Origin of the sequence: Cellulomonas chengniuliangii, from assembly GCF_024508335.1 — a bacterium.
Lineage (GTDB): Bacteria > Actinomycetota > Actinomycetes > Actinomycetales > Cellulomonadaceae > Cellulomonas_A > Cellulomonas_A chengniuliangii.
The window spans coordinates 1,768,759-1,784,767 of record NZ_CP101988.1; the positions used below are offsets into that span (position 1 = coordinate 1,768,759).

Consider the following 16,009-nt stretch of genomic DNA (forward strand, 5'->3'; position numbering starts at 1 on the left):
CTCTTGCGGGTGGGTCACCGTCGAGCGTTCTGCGGTGCGTGTGACATCGGGGGAGGCTGTGCGGCAGGCCCCGGAGGTGACGGGGGCGTCCCGGCCAGGGCCGCGGCCCGCGCGCGCAACTCGTCCTTGCGGACCTTTCCTGCAGGGCTGAGCGGGAGCTGGTCCACGACCACCACCCGCGCGGGGATCTTGTACTTGGCCAGGCCGTTCGCCAGGAAGAGCGCGCGCAGGCTCGCCACCGTCACCAGCGGTGGGTCGGCCCTCGGGTCGTCAGTGGTCACGAACGCGCAGACCACCTCGCCCAGGCGCCGGTCGGGCATCGCCACGACGGCGGCGTCACGGACCCCGGGATGCTCTCGGACTGCGGCCTCGACCGCGGCCGCGGAGATGTTCTCGCCGCCGCGGATGATGACGTCCTTGCACCGGCCGACGATCCGCAGGTAGCCGTCGGCGTCCTGGGTGCACAGGTCCCCGCTGTAATACCACCCGTCCGCGTCCAGCACCGCGGCCGTCAGCTCGGGCTCGCCGAGGTACCCGAGGAACACCTGTGGGCCGCGGGACGCCTCCTCGCCGACGACGCCGGGCGGGACCGGCTGTCGGGTGGCGGGGTCAACGACGCGCACCTCGACGCCGGCGACCGGGCGGCCGTCGGTGGACACCACGCGCTCCTCGGGATCGTCGGGCGTGGTCAAGGCGTGCGGTGCGCTCTCGGTCGAGCCGTAGACGCTCAGCAGCCGCACGCCATGCTCGAGCGCCCGCCGGGAGAGCTGCCGGGGAACGGGGGAGCCGCCGCAGCACAGGAAGCGCAGCTCGGGGGTCAGGCTGGTGGTGTCGGGGCAGGAGTCGAGCAGGCACGTGATGACGCTGGCCGCCGCCATGCCGCAGGTGCAGCGCTCCGCGTTGATCATGGCCAGCGCGGCCGGGCCGGTGGGCACGTCCAGCAGCACGGAGGCGCCGCCGACGAGGAAGGGCAGCGTCAGCCCGTGCAGGTAGCCCGTGGCGTGCCCCAGCGGCGCCGGCATGAACAAGCGGTCGGTGTGGTCGATGCCCAGCGCCCGCGCGAACGCCGTCTCGCCGGCGATCACGTTGTCGTGGGAGAGCAGCACCCCCTTGGGCCGGGCCTCGCTGCCGGAGGTGAAGAGCACCGCGGCCACGTCCGTGCCCCGGCCAGGCGTGTGGTCGGACTCGGGCAAGGGAGGGCATGAGCCGACCACCTGGTCGAAGGTCTGCCACGCCTCGCTGTCGGAGGGTGTGGGGGCGCAGGGGCCGGGCTCTTCCACGGGTCCGACGACCAGCACGGCGGCCAGGGAGTCGAGCTCGGCCAGCATGCGTGCAGCGGTGGCCCGGTACTCGTTCCCACGGAACTCGTGGGGGATCACCAGCACCCGGCTGCGGCACCGCGTCAGCACGTGGCGCAGCTCGGCCTCCCGGTAGGCGGTGAGCACGGGGTTGACCACCGCGCCCACGTTCAGGCAGGCGACGTTCACGCACAGGAACTCGGCCCAGGACGGCAGATGGATGGACACGACGTCGCCCGGCCGCACCCCGGACCTGCGCAGGAAGGTGGCGATCGCCGCGGCCCGCTCCGCGACCTCGCCGTAGGTCAGCCGGGCGCCCCGGCTGTCCACCACGGCCAAGGCCTCGGGGGCGGACTGGAGCGAGCGCTGCCAGTGGTCGGCGAGGGAGGAGTCGCCCCACCACCCGTCCGCGCGGAACCGCGCGGCCCTGCGCTCGTCGACCTCCACCTGCATGGCGCTCAGCCCTGCCGGTAGCTGACGCCGGCGCCTGTCGCGGGGTAGTTCCACGAGTAGCCCTCCGCGCCGAGGCGCAGCCGCTCGCAGACCAAGCGGCAGTTGCCGCACTCCAGGCAGCCGACGTGGTCGAACCGCATCTGGTCGGCCGCCTCGTCCCACACGTAGCGCTGGGCCGGGCAGGACGTCACGCACGCCCGGTCGGAGGGGCACGTGCGGCAGGCCTGCGGGTCGATCACGATGTGCGCGTTGTGCTCATCGGTCTCGAAGCGTGTGGTGGCGAGCAGCTCGTCGACTGACTTGCGGGTCATAGCGTCTTCATCCCCTTCAGCAGCGATCGGGCGGTCGAGAACGGCTTGCGCACCTTGCGCGCGGTGCGCCAGACGGTCGAGCCGACCGGGCGCACCGGCTCGGCGCCGACGTGGTAGAGGTCGGTCATGAGGTCCACGGCGAGCTTCGGGTAGACGGTGAACAGGTCGGGCGTGCCCGACATCCACGCGTGGCCGCCACGCAACGTGCGGAAGTCCTGCAGCAGCCCCTCGTCGAGCCGGCGCCGGTAGCCGGCGAGCCCGGTCGGCCCGGTGTCGCCTGCCTCGACCGCCTCGACGACCGTGTCCGCCGCGGCGATGCCGCTCATCACGGCGTAGTCCATGCCGCGGATGGTGAAGCCGCGGTTGAGGCACAGCCCGGCCGCGTCGCCGCAGATGAGCCAGCCGTCTCCGGACATCTGGGGCAGCGTGTCGTATCCGCCCTCGTACACGAGGTGCGCGCCGTACTCGAGGAGCTCGGCGTCGCCGACGTAACGGCGCAGGGCCGGGTGCTCCTGGAGGTCCTGCGCGGTCGCCAGCAGCGACCGGCCGGACTTCGCCCACGCCGCGGAGTCCACCACGAGCCCGAGGGAGACGGACTCGTTGTTGGTGTAGGCGAAGACGCCGCCGAACACCCCGTGGGTGGGGTCGCCCATGCCGAGCAGCGCGGCGCCCTCGCCGGGCTGGACTCCAAACCGCTGCTCGACCTCCGCGGCCGGCATCCCGAACACGAACTTGGCCCCGACCGCGACGTCGTGCGGGTCGAGCGGCCGGATCAGACCGGCACGCTCGAGGAGCAGGGGGTTGATCCCCTCGCAGTCGATGACGACGCTCGCCTCGAGTTGTTCGTCGCCCGTGGTGACGCCGCAGACGCGCCCGTCGCGGATGATCAGGCCGTCGACCGTGGTCTCGGTGACGATCATCGCGCCCGCCTCCTCGGCCTGCTCCGCGAGCCAGGCCAGGAGCGGGGCGGCGAGCACGGTGTACGACTCCTCCTCGACGCTCGTGAGCGTGGAGTCGACGTTGACGGCGTCCTGCTCGGTGAGCAGCGAGATGATCTCTCGCTTCACCTCGCGCTGGACGGGCGCCTCGCGCCACCGGTCGCCCAGCAGGGCTTGCAGGGCGTAGGCGTAGATCCGCCCGCCGGTCAGGTTCTTCGCGCCGCAGACCTGCCCGCGCTCCACCACCAGCACGGACTTGTCCGCCTGCGCCAGCCGGTAGGCGGCCGCCAGTCCCGCGAACCCGCCGCCGACCACGATCGCGTCGAACGCGTCCTCGTCAGCCATCACCGATCACCACCTCTCGTCGCACCGCGGCCGCTGCCGGGTGCCCAGCAGAACGGACTTACGCGTACTCGCGGTCGAGGGCCTTGCCGATGACGAGGGCCTGGATCTCGTTGGTGCCCTCCATGATCTGGAAGACCTTGGCGTCGCGGAAGATCTTCTCGACCGGGTACTCCTTGGTGTAGCCGTTGCCGCCCATGACCTGGATGGCCTTGCTCGCGACGTCCTGCAGCATGTCGGTGACGAGCATCTTGGTGATGGCGCCCTCCTTGGCCACGGACCGGCCCTCGTCCATCAGGCGCATGGTGTTCTGGACCAGGCAGCGCGCGGCCTCGGTCTGCGCCGCCATGTCGGCGAGCAGCTTCTGGACCAGCTCGAACTCGATGATGCGCTTGCCGAACTGACGACGCTCCTGCGCGTACTTCACGGCCTCGTCGAGGGCGCGCTGCATCATGCCGACGCAGATCGTGGGCATGAACGCCCGGGAGAAGTCCAGGCCGCGCATCGCGATCCCGAAGCCGGCGCCCTCGGCGCCCACCAGGTGGGAGGCCGGGACGCGCACCTGGTCGAAGACCACGTCGCACGTGTTGGACGTGCGCAGGCCGGACTTGTTCTCGTGTGTGCCCCAGGACACGCCGGGACGGTCGGTCTCGACGATGAAGCAGGAGATGCCCTTGTGGCCGGCGTCCGGGTCCGTCTTGGCCAGCACGGCGTAGATCTTGGCGATGCCGCCGTTGGTGATCCACGTCTTGGTGCCGTTGAGGACGTACTCGTCACCGTCGCGCACCGCGGTGGTCCGGATCGCCGCCGCGTCGGAGCCGGCCTGGGGCTCGCTCAGCACGAACGCGCCCAGCCCTCCCGGGGCGATCACGTCGGCGAAGAGCTTCGCCTGCTCGGGCGTCCCCGCGAGGATGACATTGCGCAGGGCCACGAAGGTCGAGACCAGGGTGATCGCGTAGCCGGCGTCGACCTTCCCGAGCTCCTCGAAGACCATCGCGGTGGTCTGGAAGTCCAGGCCGCCGCCCCCGAACTCCTCGGGGATCTCCAGCATGTGCAGGCCCATCTCGAACGCGGACTCGTAGAAGTCGGCGGGGACCTCACCGGCCTCGTCCTGCGCGGCGACGTGCGGGGCGACCTCCTTCCAGATGAAGTCGCGGACCATCTCGATGAGCTCGGCCTGCTCCTCGGTGTACATCTGCGCCACGGCGCACTCTCCTCGCAAAGTCGTGCCCCGGGGGATGGGGCGGGGGATTGGGGGTGGTGCGGGCCGGTCAGTCCCGGGCGGCCGCGTGCACGGCGCCCTCGGCCAGCAGCGCCGCGATGTCGGCCGCGTCGTAGCCGAGTTCGGCCAGAACCTCGGGGGTGTCGGCGCCCTGGGGGCGGGACAGCCGCAATGCCGGGTCGCCCTGGCCGCGGAAGCGCACCGGGTTCGTCGGCAGCATCCGCTCCGCGCCGTTGGGGTAGGTGAGGGTGCGCAGCACGTCGTTGGCGATGGCCTGCGGGTCGGAGTAGACGTCCTGCGGCAGCTGGCACTTCGCCATCGGCACGTCGTGCTCGCCGAACAGGGCAAGCCAGTGCTCGGCGGGCCTCGTCGCGAAGGCCTCGTCGAGGATGTCGACCACCTCGCCGTTGCGGCCGGTCTCGTTGACGGCGGTGCACACGCCCAGCACGGGGTCGCCGACGAGGTCGTCGCGTCCGATGAGCCGCATGACCTTGTCGAAGTCCCGGTCGTACTCGGGGGCGCACAGGGCCATCAAGCCGGAGTCGGAGCCGAGGTACGTGTTGTTGAAGGGGTTGATGACCTCGCGGCGGTTCTTCGGGTAGGTCGCGCCGTACTGGGCGGCGACCATCGCCTGGTTGAGCATGAAGACGCCCGAGTGGAACAGGTTGGCGGTGACGTAGTCGCCGTGGCCGGTCTGCTCGCGCTGGTGCAGGGCGGCCAGAACGCCGGCGAGCAGGACGAACGAGACCTGGAAGTCCCCGTAGCCGCTCGGGGGGAGCATGGGACGGCTGCTGGAGTCGCGGGTCGTGGCGAGCACGCCCGCGCGGGACATGTAGGTGGTCATGTCGAAGCCGGCGGCGTCCTTGAGGGGCCCGTTCTCGCCGAAGCCGAGCACCTGGGCCATCACGAGCCGCGGGAAGCGCTCGCGCAGCGTGTCGTAGTCGTAGCCCAGCTTGGCGAGGGAGCGCACCCGCGTGCTGGTCACGAAGACGTCGGCGTCGGCGAGCAGGCGGTCCATCACCTCGCGGCCGCGGGGCTGGCGCAGGTCGACGGTGACGAACCGCTTGTTCATGTTCGCCATGTCGAAGCCGGGGTTCTCGTCATCGGTGCAGGGCGTGCCGAAGACCGTGCCCTGGGTCCGGCCCGGGTCGCCGCGCGGTGGCTCGACCTTGATGACGTCCGCGCCCCACTCGCCCATGATCCGGGGGGTGGTGGGCGCGGCCAGGAACGCGGTCATGTCGACGACCTTGACTCCGGCCAACGGCTGCATCTGGTGTCTCTCCTTCGAGTCGTGCGATGAGCGAGAACCACCCCGAGCTGGCGGGGCCGGAACCGGGGGAGCCCGGCCCCGCCAGCGCGGGTGATCAGGTGCGGACGATCAGAAGGTGTATCCGTCGTTCGCGATGAGCCCACGCGCGGCCGTGATGCGCTGCACGGTGGGGGGGCCCTCCTCGAGCCACATCGCGCGGCAGTCGCGGTACAGGCGCTCGACCGGGCCGTAGGCGCAGTTCTCGAAGTAGCCGATGCCGCCGAGGATCTCGAGCATGTTGTCCGAGACGAGCTTGACGGTGCGGATCGAGAAGAGCTTGCACATGGCCGCGTAGGTGTCGGCCTCCTCGCCGCGGTCGTAGCGGTCCGCGGTGTCGTGGACCATCTGGCGCAGCGCGTAGATGTGCGTGCCCGACTCGGCGATCATGTGCTGGATCTCCTGGCGGGTGGCCAGCTTCTTGCCGAAGGTCACGCGGTCCTTGGCACGAGCAATCGAGATCTCCAGCATGCGCTGGGCCATGCCGAGGTTGGAGTCGGCGATGTGCGCCCGGGACAGGCCCAGGGAGAACATCGCGACGTGGTAGCCCTCGCCGACCTCGCCGAGGCGGTACTTGTCGGGCACCCGGCAGTCCGTGAACCGCAGGCCTGCGTGGCCGGCGCCACGGCAGCCCATCATGTGCTCCATCTCGACGATCTCGTAGCCCGGAGCGTCGGTGGGGACGAAGAACGCCGTGAGGCGGCTGTCCTTGTCGGCCGTGGGGTCGGTCAGCGTGATGAGGTAGGTGCCGTCGGAGCAGTCCGTGTGCGAGATGAGGGTCTTCTCGCCGTTGATGACCCACTCGTCGCCGTCGCGGACCGCCGTCGTCTTGATGTCGGCGCCGGAGCCGGCCTCCTCCTCGGTCAGCGCGAAGTTGACGAAGAGGGTCTTGTCCTGGAAGCGGGGCATGGCCCAGCTCTTGAGCTCGTCCTGGCCGAAGTCGTCCATGATGCGCCAGTTGAGACCGGCAGCGTGGTGCAGGTGCATGCGCATGCCGCCGGGGCCGCGCGAGAACTCCTCCTGGACCTGGAAGATCTGCTTGGTCGACAGACCCCAGCCGCCGTGCTCGACGGGCATGTAGAACCGGTACAGGTTGTGCTTCTTGGCGAGCTCGAAGAACTCGTCGGGGAAGACGTTGGTGTGCTCGATCTCCTTCTGCATCTCGTCGAACGGGCCTTCGGCCAGCTCGCGGATCTCCTGCAGATAGGCCTGGAACTCTTCGTCGTCGACCGGCTTGTGATCCAACATCGGCATCCTCCTTGGGCGGGGCGCTGCGTCCCGCCGACGGCGGGATCTCTCGTGGCGGTCGTCTCGTCAGCGGTGACGGCGGGACGGCCTCGATATCGCCTGTAGGAACTCACTGGTTCGTACAAAGCATGTCCAGTCTGCAGCCACGCTCGACCTCACGACGGGACCAAGGTCCTCGCACGCCGGGAAGATGCCTCCCTAGACCGTCGGCGCGACCCCGTGGGCCGGGCAACAGGCAACCGGCAACGTCGATCCCGGGCAGCGGACCGCTGCCCGGGATCGACGTGAGGGTCGTCGCCGCGTCAGGACGCGAGCGGCGCCACCTGCGGCTCCGTGACAGCGCGCGCGGACCCCAGGATGTGTTGGTGGCGGTAGCGGACGAAGAGGCCCAACAGAGCGGCCGCCACCGCCACGCCCACGCCCATGCCGAGCACCTGGCGGTAGCTCGAGACAGCGTTGCTCGCGTCGCCCACGAGCAAGCCGGACACGTAGGGGAGGGCGAAGGCGGCCGCGCCTGAGGCCAGTCCCACCATGGAGGTCACCACGCCCTTGCGGAGCGGGAAGAACTCCGCCAGCACCACCACGGTGAGCTGGAAGAGGCCGCCCGCGGCCGAGAACCCGATCACGAAGGCACAGGCATGGAAAGCCCCAGGGTTCGTCGACAACAGCAGGCCCACGTAGGCCAGCCCTGCCACGACCGGGTTGACCGACAGGATCGTCACCGGCCGGACGAAGCGCGCGACCAGGGTCGCGGTGACGAACACCCCGATGAACGAGCCGATCGAGTACGACGACACGAGCGAGCGCCCGGCGCTCTCCGACATGCCGGCGAGGTGGACGCCCAGCATCGGCAGCGTGTTCTGGGCCAGCCAGAACATCGCGGTCGCGCAGAAGCCGTACAACACGAGCGCCGCGCCGTCAATGCCGACGCAGGAGCGGGCGGCCGGCGCCGCTGCGCGCTCGGCGGCCTGGGCAGCGGCGTCGAGCTCCGCGCGCTGGGCCGCGGCCAGCGCGCGGTAGTCCGGAAACGGGGCGCGCAATTGGATGGCGAACAGGACCGCCAGGATGACGATGAGCGCGATCATCGGGGCGCCCCAGGCGATGCCAGCCGCGGCGACACCCGTCACCACGAGCGGCAGCGCCAGCTGGCCCAGGGAGATCGCAGCCTTCACCAGCACGTTCGCGCTGCCTGCGACCTTGGGGAAGATCTCCATCAAGGTCGGGTAGTTCCCGGTGTCGCCGACCGCGTTCGCCAGGCCGAAGAACAGCGCCAGCGCGAAGCCGACCTGCCAGTTCGGGCTCACCAAGAGCCCACCGAGGAAGATCATCACCATCACGAGGCCCGTCAGCACCGACAGGCGCCGGCCGAACCGGTCGGAGAGGAACCCAGCGAAGGACGGCCCGATGATCTTGCCGATGCCGACGCCGGAGATCGCCTGCAGGACCTGGCCCTCGGTGGCTCCCCACTGGAGCTGAAGGTGCGAGCTGTGCTGCGACATGATGATGACGACCATGCCGTAGACGATGAAGTAGAGGTAGATCACCATGGCCGTGGCCATGCAGGGGGTGCGCCTCACGATTGCCTCTCGAACTTGGAACGTGACCCGGCAGCGGCAAAGGCTCTCCTGGACAGTTGCCCAAGTTATGGGGTCGCTGGGGCCCTTGACGTAGGACCAGCGGCGGCCGACGGCTCCCTTTTGCGCCGTCGACCCCGCTGGTCCGTACTCATAGCGATGCGGTCAGTTGGCGGCGGTCAACTCGGGCGAGGTGATCTCCGCGACGTCGTGGCCGAAGACGATCCGGTGGCGGATGTTGACCAGCACGCCGAGCAGCGCCGAGATCACGGCCACACCGATGCCGAGCCAGACCACCCCGCGGTACGGCCCGACCAGGGCCGCGCCCTCGGCGTCGCCGAGGATGACACCGGTCAGGAACGGGAGGAGGAACGCCGCGACACCCGAGGCCAGGCCGATGAGCGAGGTCACCAGGCCCTTGCGGGCCGGGAAGAACTCGGCCAGGACGACGACCGTGAGCTGGAAGAGGCCACCGGCGGCGAAGAAGCCGACGAGGAAGGACGAGACGCGGTACACGGACGGGCTGTCGGAGGTGAGCAGCAGGACGTAGGCGATCGTGGTGATGATCGGATTGACGACCAGCAGACGCACGGGCTTGACCCAGCGGGCCACCAGGCCCGCGTTGGTGAACACGCCGATCAGCGAACCGGTCGCGTAGAGCGACACCAGCGTCTTGGCGCCAGCCTCGCCCATCCCGGCGATGTGCTCGCCCATGCCCGGCAGCGAGTTCTGCGCGAGCCAGAAGGTGCCGACCGAGGTGAAGCCGAAGAACACCAGGGCAGCGCCCTCGACCCAGATCTTCGCGCCGGCCTTCTCGCCGATGACCGCGGTGACGGCCAGCGCCTTGGCCTTCGCCTCGGCCGCGAGCGCCTTGTGGTCCGGGAACTTGAGGAAGCAGACGAGGATGAAGCACAGGCCGATCGCTGTGGCCGCGCCGTAGAAGGAGGTCTTCCAGAACAGGCCGCCGGCGACGAGGATCGGGAGCAGGAGCTGGCCGATGGCGATCGCGGCCTTGACGAGCAGGTTGGCCGAACCGGCCTTCTTCGGGAACGCCTCCATCAGGGCCGGGTAGGCGCCGACGTCGAGGATGGCGTTGGCCAGGCCGAACCACACCGACAGCACGAAGCCGACCTTGTAGTTGGGGCTGTTCACCATGCCGGCGAAGTAGACGACGCTCATGAGCAGCGAGGTCAGCAGCATGGCCTTGCGACCGAACTTGTCAGACACGAAGCCCGCGAACGCCGGGCCGATGATCTTGCCGATGCCGACGCCGGAGATGGCGAACGCGATCTGTCCGTCCGTCGCCCCCCACATCTCCATCAACGAGCTCTTGTTCTGAGACACGATGATGAGGGCCATCCCATACAGGATGAAGTAGAAGTAGATCGATCCCGCAGTAGGGATGTACGGGTTTCTCCGCATGACGACCTTCCTGGTGTGCCGTGCCGTGGGGGGGACGAGGTACTGCCAGAGCACATCGGGCGGAACCCGGAGGCGCCGTCCGCTGTCCTAGTGCCCCGCTCGGGCTGCCGCGTTCCCGCAGTTCCACCAAAGGACGACGACGTCGTGCGGTGTCTGTGCGGAGCCGTGCAGTAGGGCGATCAGGGACTCCCTAGTTCGAACATTGTTGCCCCGGCGAATCACCCGCCACGGGGCCCTTGGTCCCTACTGGGATAGGCGAAGCGTCAGAGACCGCTCGCCGCATAGCGGTCGGCAGTCGGGCCCGGGATCGCGCGCCTGGCGCGCCGCCGATCCCGTGGGGAGCCGTCAGGCGGCCAGATCCGCCAGCACGAAGCGCAGCACGACGTCCTCGATCATCGTCCGCACGTGGGGGGACTCCTGCTCGCCCAGCATGTCCCGGTCGAACAGCTCCCGGAACGTCGCGCGGTTCGCCACCCGCTGGAACGCCAGGGCGGATATCACCTGCTGCACGTCCAGCGCGGTCGGGGCGCCTGGCCCGCCGCGGAACACCCCGGACTCGCGACCACGCCGCAGTATGTCGTCGATGATCGTCAGCGCCGTGCGGTTGGCGGCCTTGCTCTCCTCCGTCATCAGGTGGATGGCGCCTTGGGGGAGGGTGTTCTCGAAGACGACCAGGCGGACGAACGCCGGGTTCTGCTCGTGGTGCAGCACGTTAGACCGCACGAGCAGCCGCAGGGCCTCCTGCGGCTCGAAGGAGTCGAGGTGGAGATTGACCTCGGTCTCTCGGATCTGCCGGTAGGCGTGGAGCAACGCTGCCGCGTACAACTCCTCCTTGCCGCTGAAGTAGTAGTAGATCATCCGCTTGGTGACGTTGGTCCGCTCGGCGATCGCGTCGACGCGCCCCGCCAGCAGCCCGTTGGCGGAGAACTCGTCGATGGCCGCCTCGAGGATCTGCCGTCGGGTGCCCTCGGGGTCGCGACGTGCTGCCACGGTCTGGCGTCGGGACTGCGCGACGTCGGCTGTGGTCATGTCACGGGCTCCCCAGGTGGACGGCGCTGCGGCGAGATCGAGCGGCGAATATGGTCCTGCGCACGATAGTCGACCAGATGCGGCGCGTCGGGACTCCTCGCCCCGTCGGGTACGAACTGGTCCATACAATCGACCCGACCGTGCTGTCCACATCACCCAGCGCCCGACGTCGACCGACGGGCTCACCGGAGGCGAACCGCCGATGTCCACCAGTCCCGCCCCCTCCCGCCGCCTCGCACCGGTGGCCCCGCCGGAGCGAGGGCCGCTCCTCGTGCTGTGCGGTCCGATGGGATCTGGCAAGACGTCCGTCGGCAGCGTGCTCGGCCGGCGCTGGGACGTCGCGCTGCGCGACACAGACGAGGATGTCGAGGACACGGCGGGCACGACGATCGCCGACATCTTCCTGCACCGTGGCGAGGAGGAGTTCCGGCGGCTCGAGCACGAGGCCGTCGAGCGCGCCCTCGTCGAGCACGATGGCATCCTCGCCCTCGGCGGCGGAGCCGTCCTGCACGAGGACACCCAGGCCGAGCTCGCCGCGTACGCGCGCGGCGGCGGGATCGTCACCTTCCTCGACGTGTCGATCGAGTACGCCGCGCCCCGGGTGGGCCTGGGCGAGGCGCGGCCGCTGCTCATGGGAGACCCGTACCAGCGCTGGCGCGACATCATGGACGCCCGCCGGCCGGTGTACGAGGCGGTGTCCACCATGCGCACCCTCACCGACGGAATGACCCCGCAAGAGGTCGCCCGGGAGATCGAGCGTCGCCTGCGCGTCGCCGCCCGTGACAAGGCCCGGGCCCAGCAGGCGGCACGCGGGCACGCGCACGGCCACGGGCACGGGCACTGACGGGCACTGACGGGCGCTGACGGGCACTGACGTCGCCCAACCGCCCGGCCGGGCGTGACGCGGGGGCCCTGGCAGCCGCCTCGCCCCGCCGTCGCGCAGAATCACCCGGACGGCGCAACGCCGGACGGCCCGGCCGACACTCCGTGCGACACGCCGAGTGGGCGCCGCCGATGTCGGATAAATGGGTGCGCCGCCGCCTGCGCGGACACCCCTGAGCAGCACCGTCGCCCGCTTGACAGCCCTTCCCGAGGCGGTAGGTTCTGCAGGTGTTCCGCATCTGCGGATGATCGGTCGGTCGAGCGGAGACGCGCGATCCGCCGCCCGCGGACCAGGACCCGGCTGGGCCCGCGTGTTCAGTAGAAAACGGATGTCGTCGCCACGCGACGGCACCCGGCACGAAGGACACGCGGGCCGGTCGGCCCTGGATGATGCGCTGACGTACCCTGCTTCGGTGCCCCTTCGCGAGCCCTCCCGCTGGTCGACGCTGATCCTCGCGCTCGTCGGCGGCGTCCTCACCTGGGCCGCATTCCCCGACGTCGGCTGGTGGGGCACGGCGTACCTGGGCGTGGCCACCCTGTTCCTCGCGATGCGCCGCGACAGCGCCTGGTGGAACGCGCTCGTCGGGCTCGTGTGGGGCGTGACGTTCTTCGCGCCGCACATCACCTGGGCGGACTTCGCCGTCGGGCGGGCGCCCTGGCTCGCGCTGGCCGTGGTCGAGGCCTGCTATGTGGCGCTGCTCGGCGCCGCGTGGGCGTGGGCACGCCGGGGGAACGCGGTGTGGCGCAGCGCCGGCCTGCAGCTCGTCGTCTTCGTGATCCTGTGGGTCGCCATGGAGGAGCTGCGCTCGGCGTGGCCGTTCGGCGGCTTCCCCTGGGGCCGGCTGGCCTTCTCGCAGTCGTCCTCGCCGCTGCTCGCCTTCGCGTCGATCGCCGGGGCGCCGCTGGTGACCGCGGTGGTCGTGGCCGTCGGGGTGCTGCTGGCCCAGTCCTGGACCGCCGCGCGGAGCGGCGCCATCGGGGTCGCGGGCCTGCGTGGAGTAGTGGCCGTCGTCCTGGTCGCAGCGGGGGCGCTCATCCCGCTCGACAGCCGCGCACAGACCGGGGAGCTGCGCGTGGGCGCCGTGCAGGGCAACGTGCCGACCCCCGGGCTGGAGGCCTTCGCCCAGCGCCGCGAGGTTCTCGACAACCACATCGCCGGCACGCACGCGCTGCTCGAGCGCGTCGAGCCCGGCCAGCTGGACCTGGTCGTGTGGCCGGAGAACGGCACGGACATCGACCCGCAGGTCGACGCGGAGGCAGCGGCGCTCATCGACGACGCCGCCCGCGCCGTGGACGCCCCGATACTGGTGGGCACAGTCGAGTACCCGCCCACCGGCGGCCGCTACAACACCGCGGTGCTCTGGGAGCCCGGCGTCGGCGTCGTCGCCGAGTACTCCAAGCAGCACCCGGCGCCGTTCGCCGAGTACATCCCGATGCGGGAGTTCTTCCGCACGTTCTCCCCGGCTGTGGACCTGGTCACCACGGACATGGTCGCGGGCACGGAGGTGGGCGTGGTGCCCGTGGAGTCGCCGCGTCTCGACCGCACGGTCCTGGTGGGCGACGTGATCTGCTTCGAGGTCGCCTACGACAGCCTCGTCCGGGACGCGGTGCGGGCCGGCGCCGAGGTCATCGTCGTGCAGACGAACAACGCGAGCTTCGGCTACACCGCCGAGTCCACCCAGCAGCTGGCCATGTCCCGGCTGCGCGCGGTCGAGCTCGGACGGGCGACTGTGCAGATCTCCACGGTGGGGGTCAGCGCCGTCATCGCGCCCAACGGCGCGGTCACCCAGCAGACGGGCCTCTTCACGGCGGACCAGCTCATCGCTACGCTGCCGCTGCGCGACTCCCTCACGCCAGCCGCCCGGCTCGGCGGCTGGCCCGCGTGGATCGCTGACGCTCTGGCTGTGTGCGTCGTCGTCACCGGGATGGCCGGTGCGCGTCGCATCCGGCGCGACGACCGCCCCGAGGGAGCACGATGACGTCCGAACTCCAGCCGCCCAGAGTCCTCGTGGTGGTCCCCACCTATGACGAGCGCGCCACCCTTCCCGGCGCCCTGGCGCGGCTGCGGGAGCACGCGCCCGCGGTCGACGTGCTGGTGGTGGACGACGGGTCGCCCGACGGCACCGGCGAGATCGCGGAGGCGATCGCCGCGGAGGACGCCGAGCGCCACGGTCGCGTCGCGGTGCACGTCATGCATCGGGCGGACAAGCAAGGGCTCGGCACGGCGTACGTCGCCGGGTTCCGGTGGGCGCTCGAGCGCGGCTACGACGTCATCGTGGAGATGGACGCCGACGGCTCGCACCGCGCCGAGGACCTGCCCGCGCTGCTCGCCGCGGTCGACGGCGCCGACCTGGTGCTCGGCTCGCGATGGGTGCCGGGGGGCGCGGTGGTGAACTGGCCGCTCAGCCGGCAGCTGCTCTCGCGGGGCGGCAACACGTACACGCGGCTCGTGCTCGGCCTGCCGTTGCGAGATGCCACCGGGGGGTTCCGCGCGTACCGCGCACCGATGCTGGGCAGGCTGCCGCTCGACGAGGTCGAGTCGCACGGCTACTGCTTCCAGGTGGACATGGCCTGGCGGGTGATCCGCGCCGGCGGCATCGCCGTGGAAGTGCCGATCACGTTCGTCGAGCGCGAGTTGGGCGAGTCCAAGATGAGCCGGGACATCGTGCTCGAGGCGCTGGGCAAGGTCACGGTGTGGGGCGCGCAGCACCGGCTCCAGCAGGTGCGCTCGGCCCTCCGCCGAGCCCTGCGGCCCGCGAAGCCCTAGAGGCCCCGAGCATGACGACGGGCGCCGGTCCACATGGACCGGCGCCCGTCGTCATGCTGGGGAGCGTCAGGCGCTGCGGCGCAGCTTCCCGGCGCGGAGCAGGTCAAGCCGCTCGTCGAGCAGTTCCTCGAGCTCCTTGACAGTGCGGCGCTCGAGCAGCATGTCCCAGTGGGTGCGCGGCGGCTTGCCGCCCTTGGGCTCAGGCTTCGAGGCGTCGCGCAGAAGCGCCTCCTCGCCGCAACGGCACTCCCAGGTGACCGGGACGTCCGCCTCGACAGAGAAGGGCAGGATGATGGTGTGCCCGTTGGGGCAGTCGTAGTGCGCCTGGAGACGGGGCGCGAAGTCGACGCCGTCCTCTGTCTCCATGCTGTGTGAACCGATGCGCATTCCGCGCAGGGACCGGTTCGACATCTGGGACCTCCGTGCCGTTGCCTGATGAAACTCTTCCGCAGGGCACAACGCCCGACCCGGCCCTGGTGTTCCATAGTGCCGTGAAGGTCTCGTGAACGCGCGACGAGCTTGGGGCCCGATGTGAGGGGTTTCCCGCCTGTCCGTCACCTTTTCGGGAGGCTGCGGGAGAACGGCGCTGTGACCAGCCACACAGCATAGCGCGGGCTCACCACCGCCCGCGCACCACCCCTGCCCGGCGGGGTCCGACGGCCACCTCCGCGCGGATCCTGAGCCCTTCGTGGGCGGCCAGCGCGCGCAGCAGGTGCGACCACCCTCGCTCGAAGGCGCCGTCGGCGCCGCCCTCGTCGCGGACGTACCCGATCACGACCGAACCGCCTGGCGCCGCGTGCTCGACCACGGAGGCCAGGACCCGCACGAGCAGCAGGCCGACCGTCCGGGACGGCGCGATGGTCGCGTGCTCGATGGGGAGCACGACGGGCAGCGGCCGGTCCTCGGCGTCGAGCACCAGGAACCACAGGGCCGCCGGCCCGCCGCGTCGGCCGCCCAGGGCGCCGAGCAGCGCCTCGAGGAGAGCGGCGTCTGAGGGGTCCGGGGGACCGACCTCCTCCGCATGGCGGCCTGGCGAGGGGAGCCCGTAGTGGAACGGGTCGTCCGACGGGGTGGGCGGGTGGGGCCGGGGCTCGGGAGCATCGTGATCGTTCGTCATGCGGCCACCGTTCGCGTCGGCCCTGACGCGTTCCGCCAGCGTGGCTACGGGGCTGTTGACGACCCCGCCGCGCTCCGGGACCGAGGGTGGACGGCCCGCG

Annotated in this window: 14 protein-coding genes; 3 read left to right on the top strand and 11 right to left on the bottom strand. The window is 70.7% G+C overall.

What is annotated here, in order from left to right:
* Positions 1-14: 14 nt before the first annotated feature.
* From NP064_RS08205 to NP064_RS08245, 9 genes are all read right to left on the bottom strand, one after another.
* A complete protein-coding gene (locus tag NP064_RS08205; protein ID WP_227569147.1) occupies positions 15-1,751 on the bottom strand; it encodes an AMP-binding protein in 1,737 nt (578 codons plus the stop codon).
* A gap of 5 nt (positions 1,752-1,756) precedes the next feature.
* Positions 1,757-2,062: a ferredoxin family protein gene (locus tag NP064_RS08210; RefSeq protein WP_227569148.1), complete on the bottom strand. Its 306-nt coding sequence runs from the start codon at positions 2,060-2,062 to the stop codon at positions 1,757-1,759.
* Positions 2,059-3,345, bottom strand: a complete 1,287-nt coding sequence (locus NP064_RS08215) for an FAD-dependent oxidoreductase (RefSeq protein WP_227569149.1) — start codon at positions 3,343-3,345, stop codon at positions 2,059-2,061. Before NP064_RS08215 ends, NP064_RS08210 begins: the two co-directional genes overlap by 4 nt.
* 58 nt (positions 3,346-3,403) lie before the next feature.
* Positions 3,404-4,537 carry an acyl-CoA dehydrogenase family protein gene (locus tag NP064_RS08220; RefSeq protein WP_227569195.1) on the bottom strand — a complete coding sequence of 378 codons (1,134 nt, stop codon included), beginning with the start codon at positions 4,535-4,537 and terminating at the stop codon, positions 3,404-3,406.
* A 76-nt stretch (positions 4,538-4,613) separates the two neighbouring features.
* Entirely contained in the window at positions 4,614-5,834 is a 1,221-nt protein-coding gene (locus NP064_RS08225) for a CaiB/BaiF CoA transferase family protein (protein WP_227569150.1), read from the bottom strand.
* 108 nt (positions 5,835-5,942) lie between these two features.
* Positions 5,943-7,118 carry an acyl-CoA dehydrogenase family protein gene (locus tag NP064_RS08230; RefSeq protein ID WP_227569151.1) on the bottom strand — a complete coding sequence of 392 codons (1,176 nt, stop codon included), beginning with the start codon at positions 7,116-7,118 and terminating at the stop codon, positions 5,943-5,945.
* A gap of 302 nt (positions 7,119-7,420) precedes the next feature.
* The gene (locus NP064_RS08235) at positions 7,421-8,695 is read right to left on the bottom strand and encodes an MFS transporter (protein WP_227569152.1); all 1,275 of its coding nucleotides are present in this window, start codon (positions 8,693-8,695) and stop codon (positions 7,421-7,423) included.
* A 162-nt stretch (positions 8,696-8,857) separates the two neighbouring features.
* Positions 8,858-10,114, bottom strand: a complete 1,257-nt coding sequence (locus tag NP064_RS08240; RefSeq protein ID WP_227569153.1) for an MFS transporter — start codon at positions 10,112-10,114, stop codon at positions 8,858-8,860.
* A gap of 345 nt (positions 10,115-10,459) precedes the next feature.
* Positions 10,460-11,143 (bottom strand): TetR/AcrR family transcriptional regulator, encoded by a 684-nt coding sequence (locus NP064_RS08245; protein WP_227569154.1) that lies wholly within the window; start codon positions 11,141-11,143, stop codon positions 10,460-10,462.
* Between the two features lie 202 nt (positions 11,144-11,345).
* Here NP064_RS08245 and NP064_RS08250 point away from each other — a divergent pair, with 202 nt between their 5' ends.
* The 3 genes from NP064_RS08250 to NP064_RS08260 all read left to right on the top strand — a co-directional run bounded on the left by NP064_RS08250 (position 11,346) and on the right by NP064_RS08260 (position 14,792).
* A complete protein-coding gene (locus NP064_RS08250; protein WP_227584416.1) occupies positions 11,346-11,987 on the top strand; it encodes a shikimate kinase in 642 nt (213 codons plus the stop codon).
* 451 nt (positions 11,988-12,438) lie between these two features.
* Positions 12,439-14,004 (top strand): apolipoprotein N-acyltransferase, encoded by a 1,566-nt coding sequence (gene lnt / locus NP064_RS08255; protein WP_227569156.1) that lies wholly within the window; start codon positions 12,439-12,441, stop codon positions 14,002-14,004.
* On the top strand, positions 14,001-14,792 hold the full coding sequence (locus NP064_RS08260; RefSeq protein WP_227569157.1) for a polyprenol monophosphomannose synthase: 792 nt from the start codon (positions 14,001-14,003) through the stop codon (positions 14,790-14,792). The genes lnt and NP064_RS08260 overlap by 4 nt, the downstream gene beginning before the upstream one ends.
* Positions 14,793-14,858: 66 nt before the next feature.
* On the opposite strand, the gene NP064_RS08265 is transcribed toward NP064_RS08260, so the two are convergent.
* Together NP064_RS08265 and NP064_RS08270 are read right to left on the bottom strand one after the other, a co-directional pair.
* Complete coding sequence (locus tag NP064_RS08265; RefSeq protein WP_066588806.1) at positions 14,859-15,203, bottom strand: RNA polymerase-binding protein RbpA; 345 nt, start codon at positions 15,201-15,203, stop codon at positions 14,859-14,861.
* 205 nt (positions 15,204-15,408) lie between these two features.
* A complete protein-coding gene (locus tag NP064_RS08270; RefSeq protein WP_227569158.1) occupies positions 15,409-15,909 on the bottom strand; it encodes a hypothetical protein in 501 nt (166 codons plus the stop codon).
* Positions 15,910-16,009: the final 100 nt, after the last annotated feature.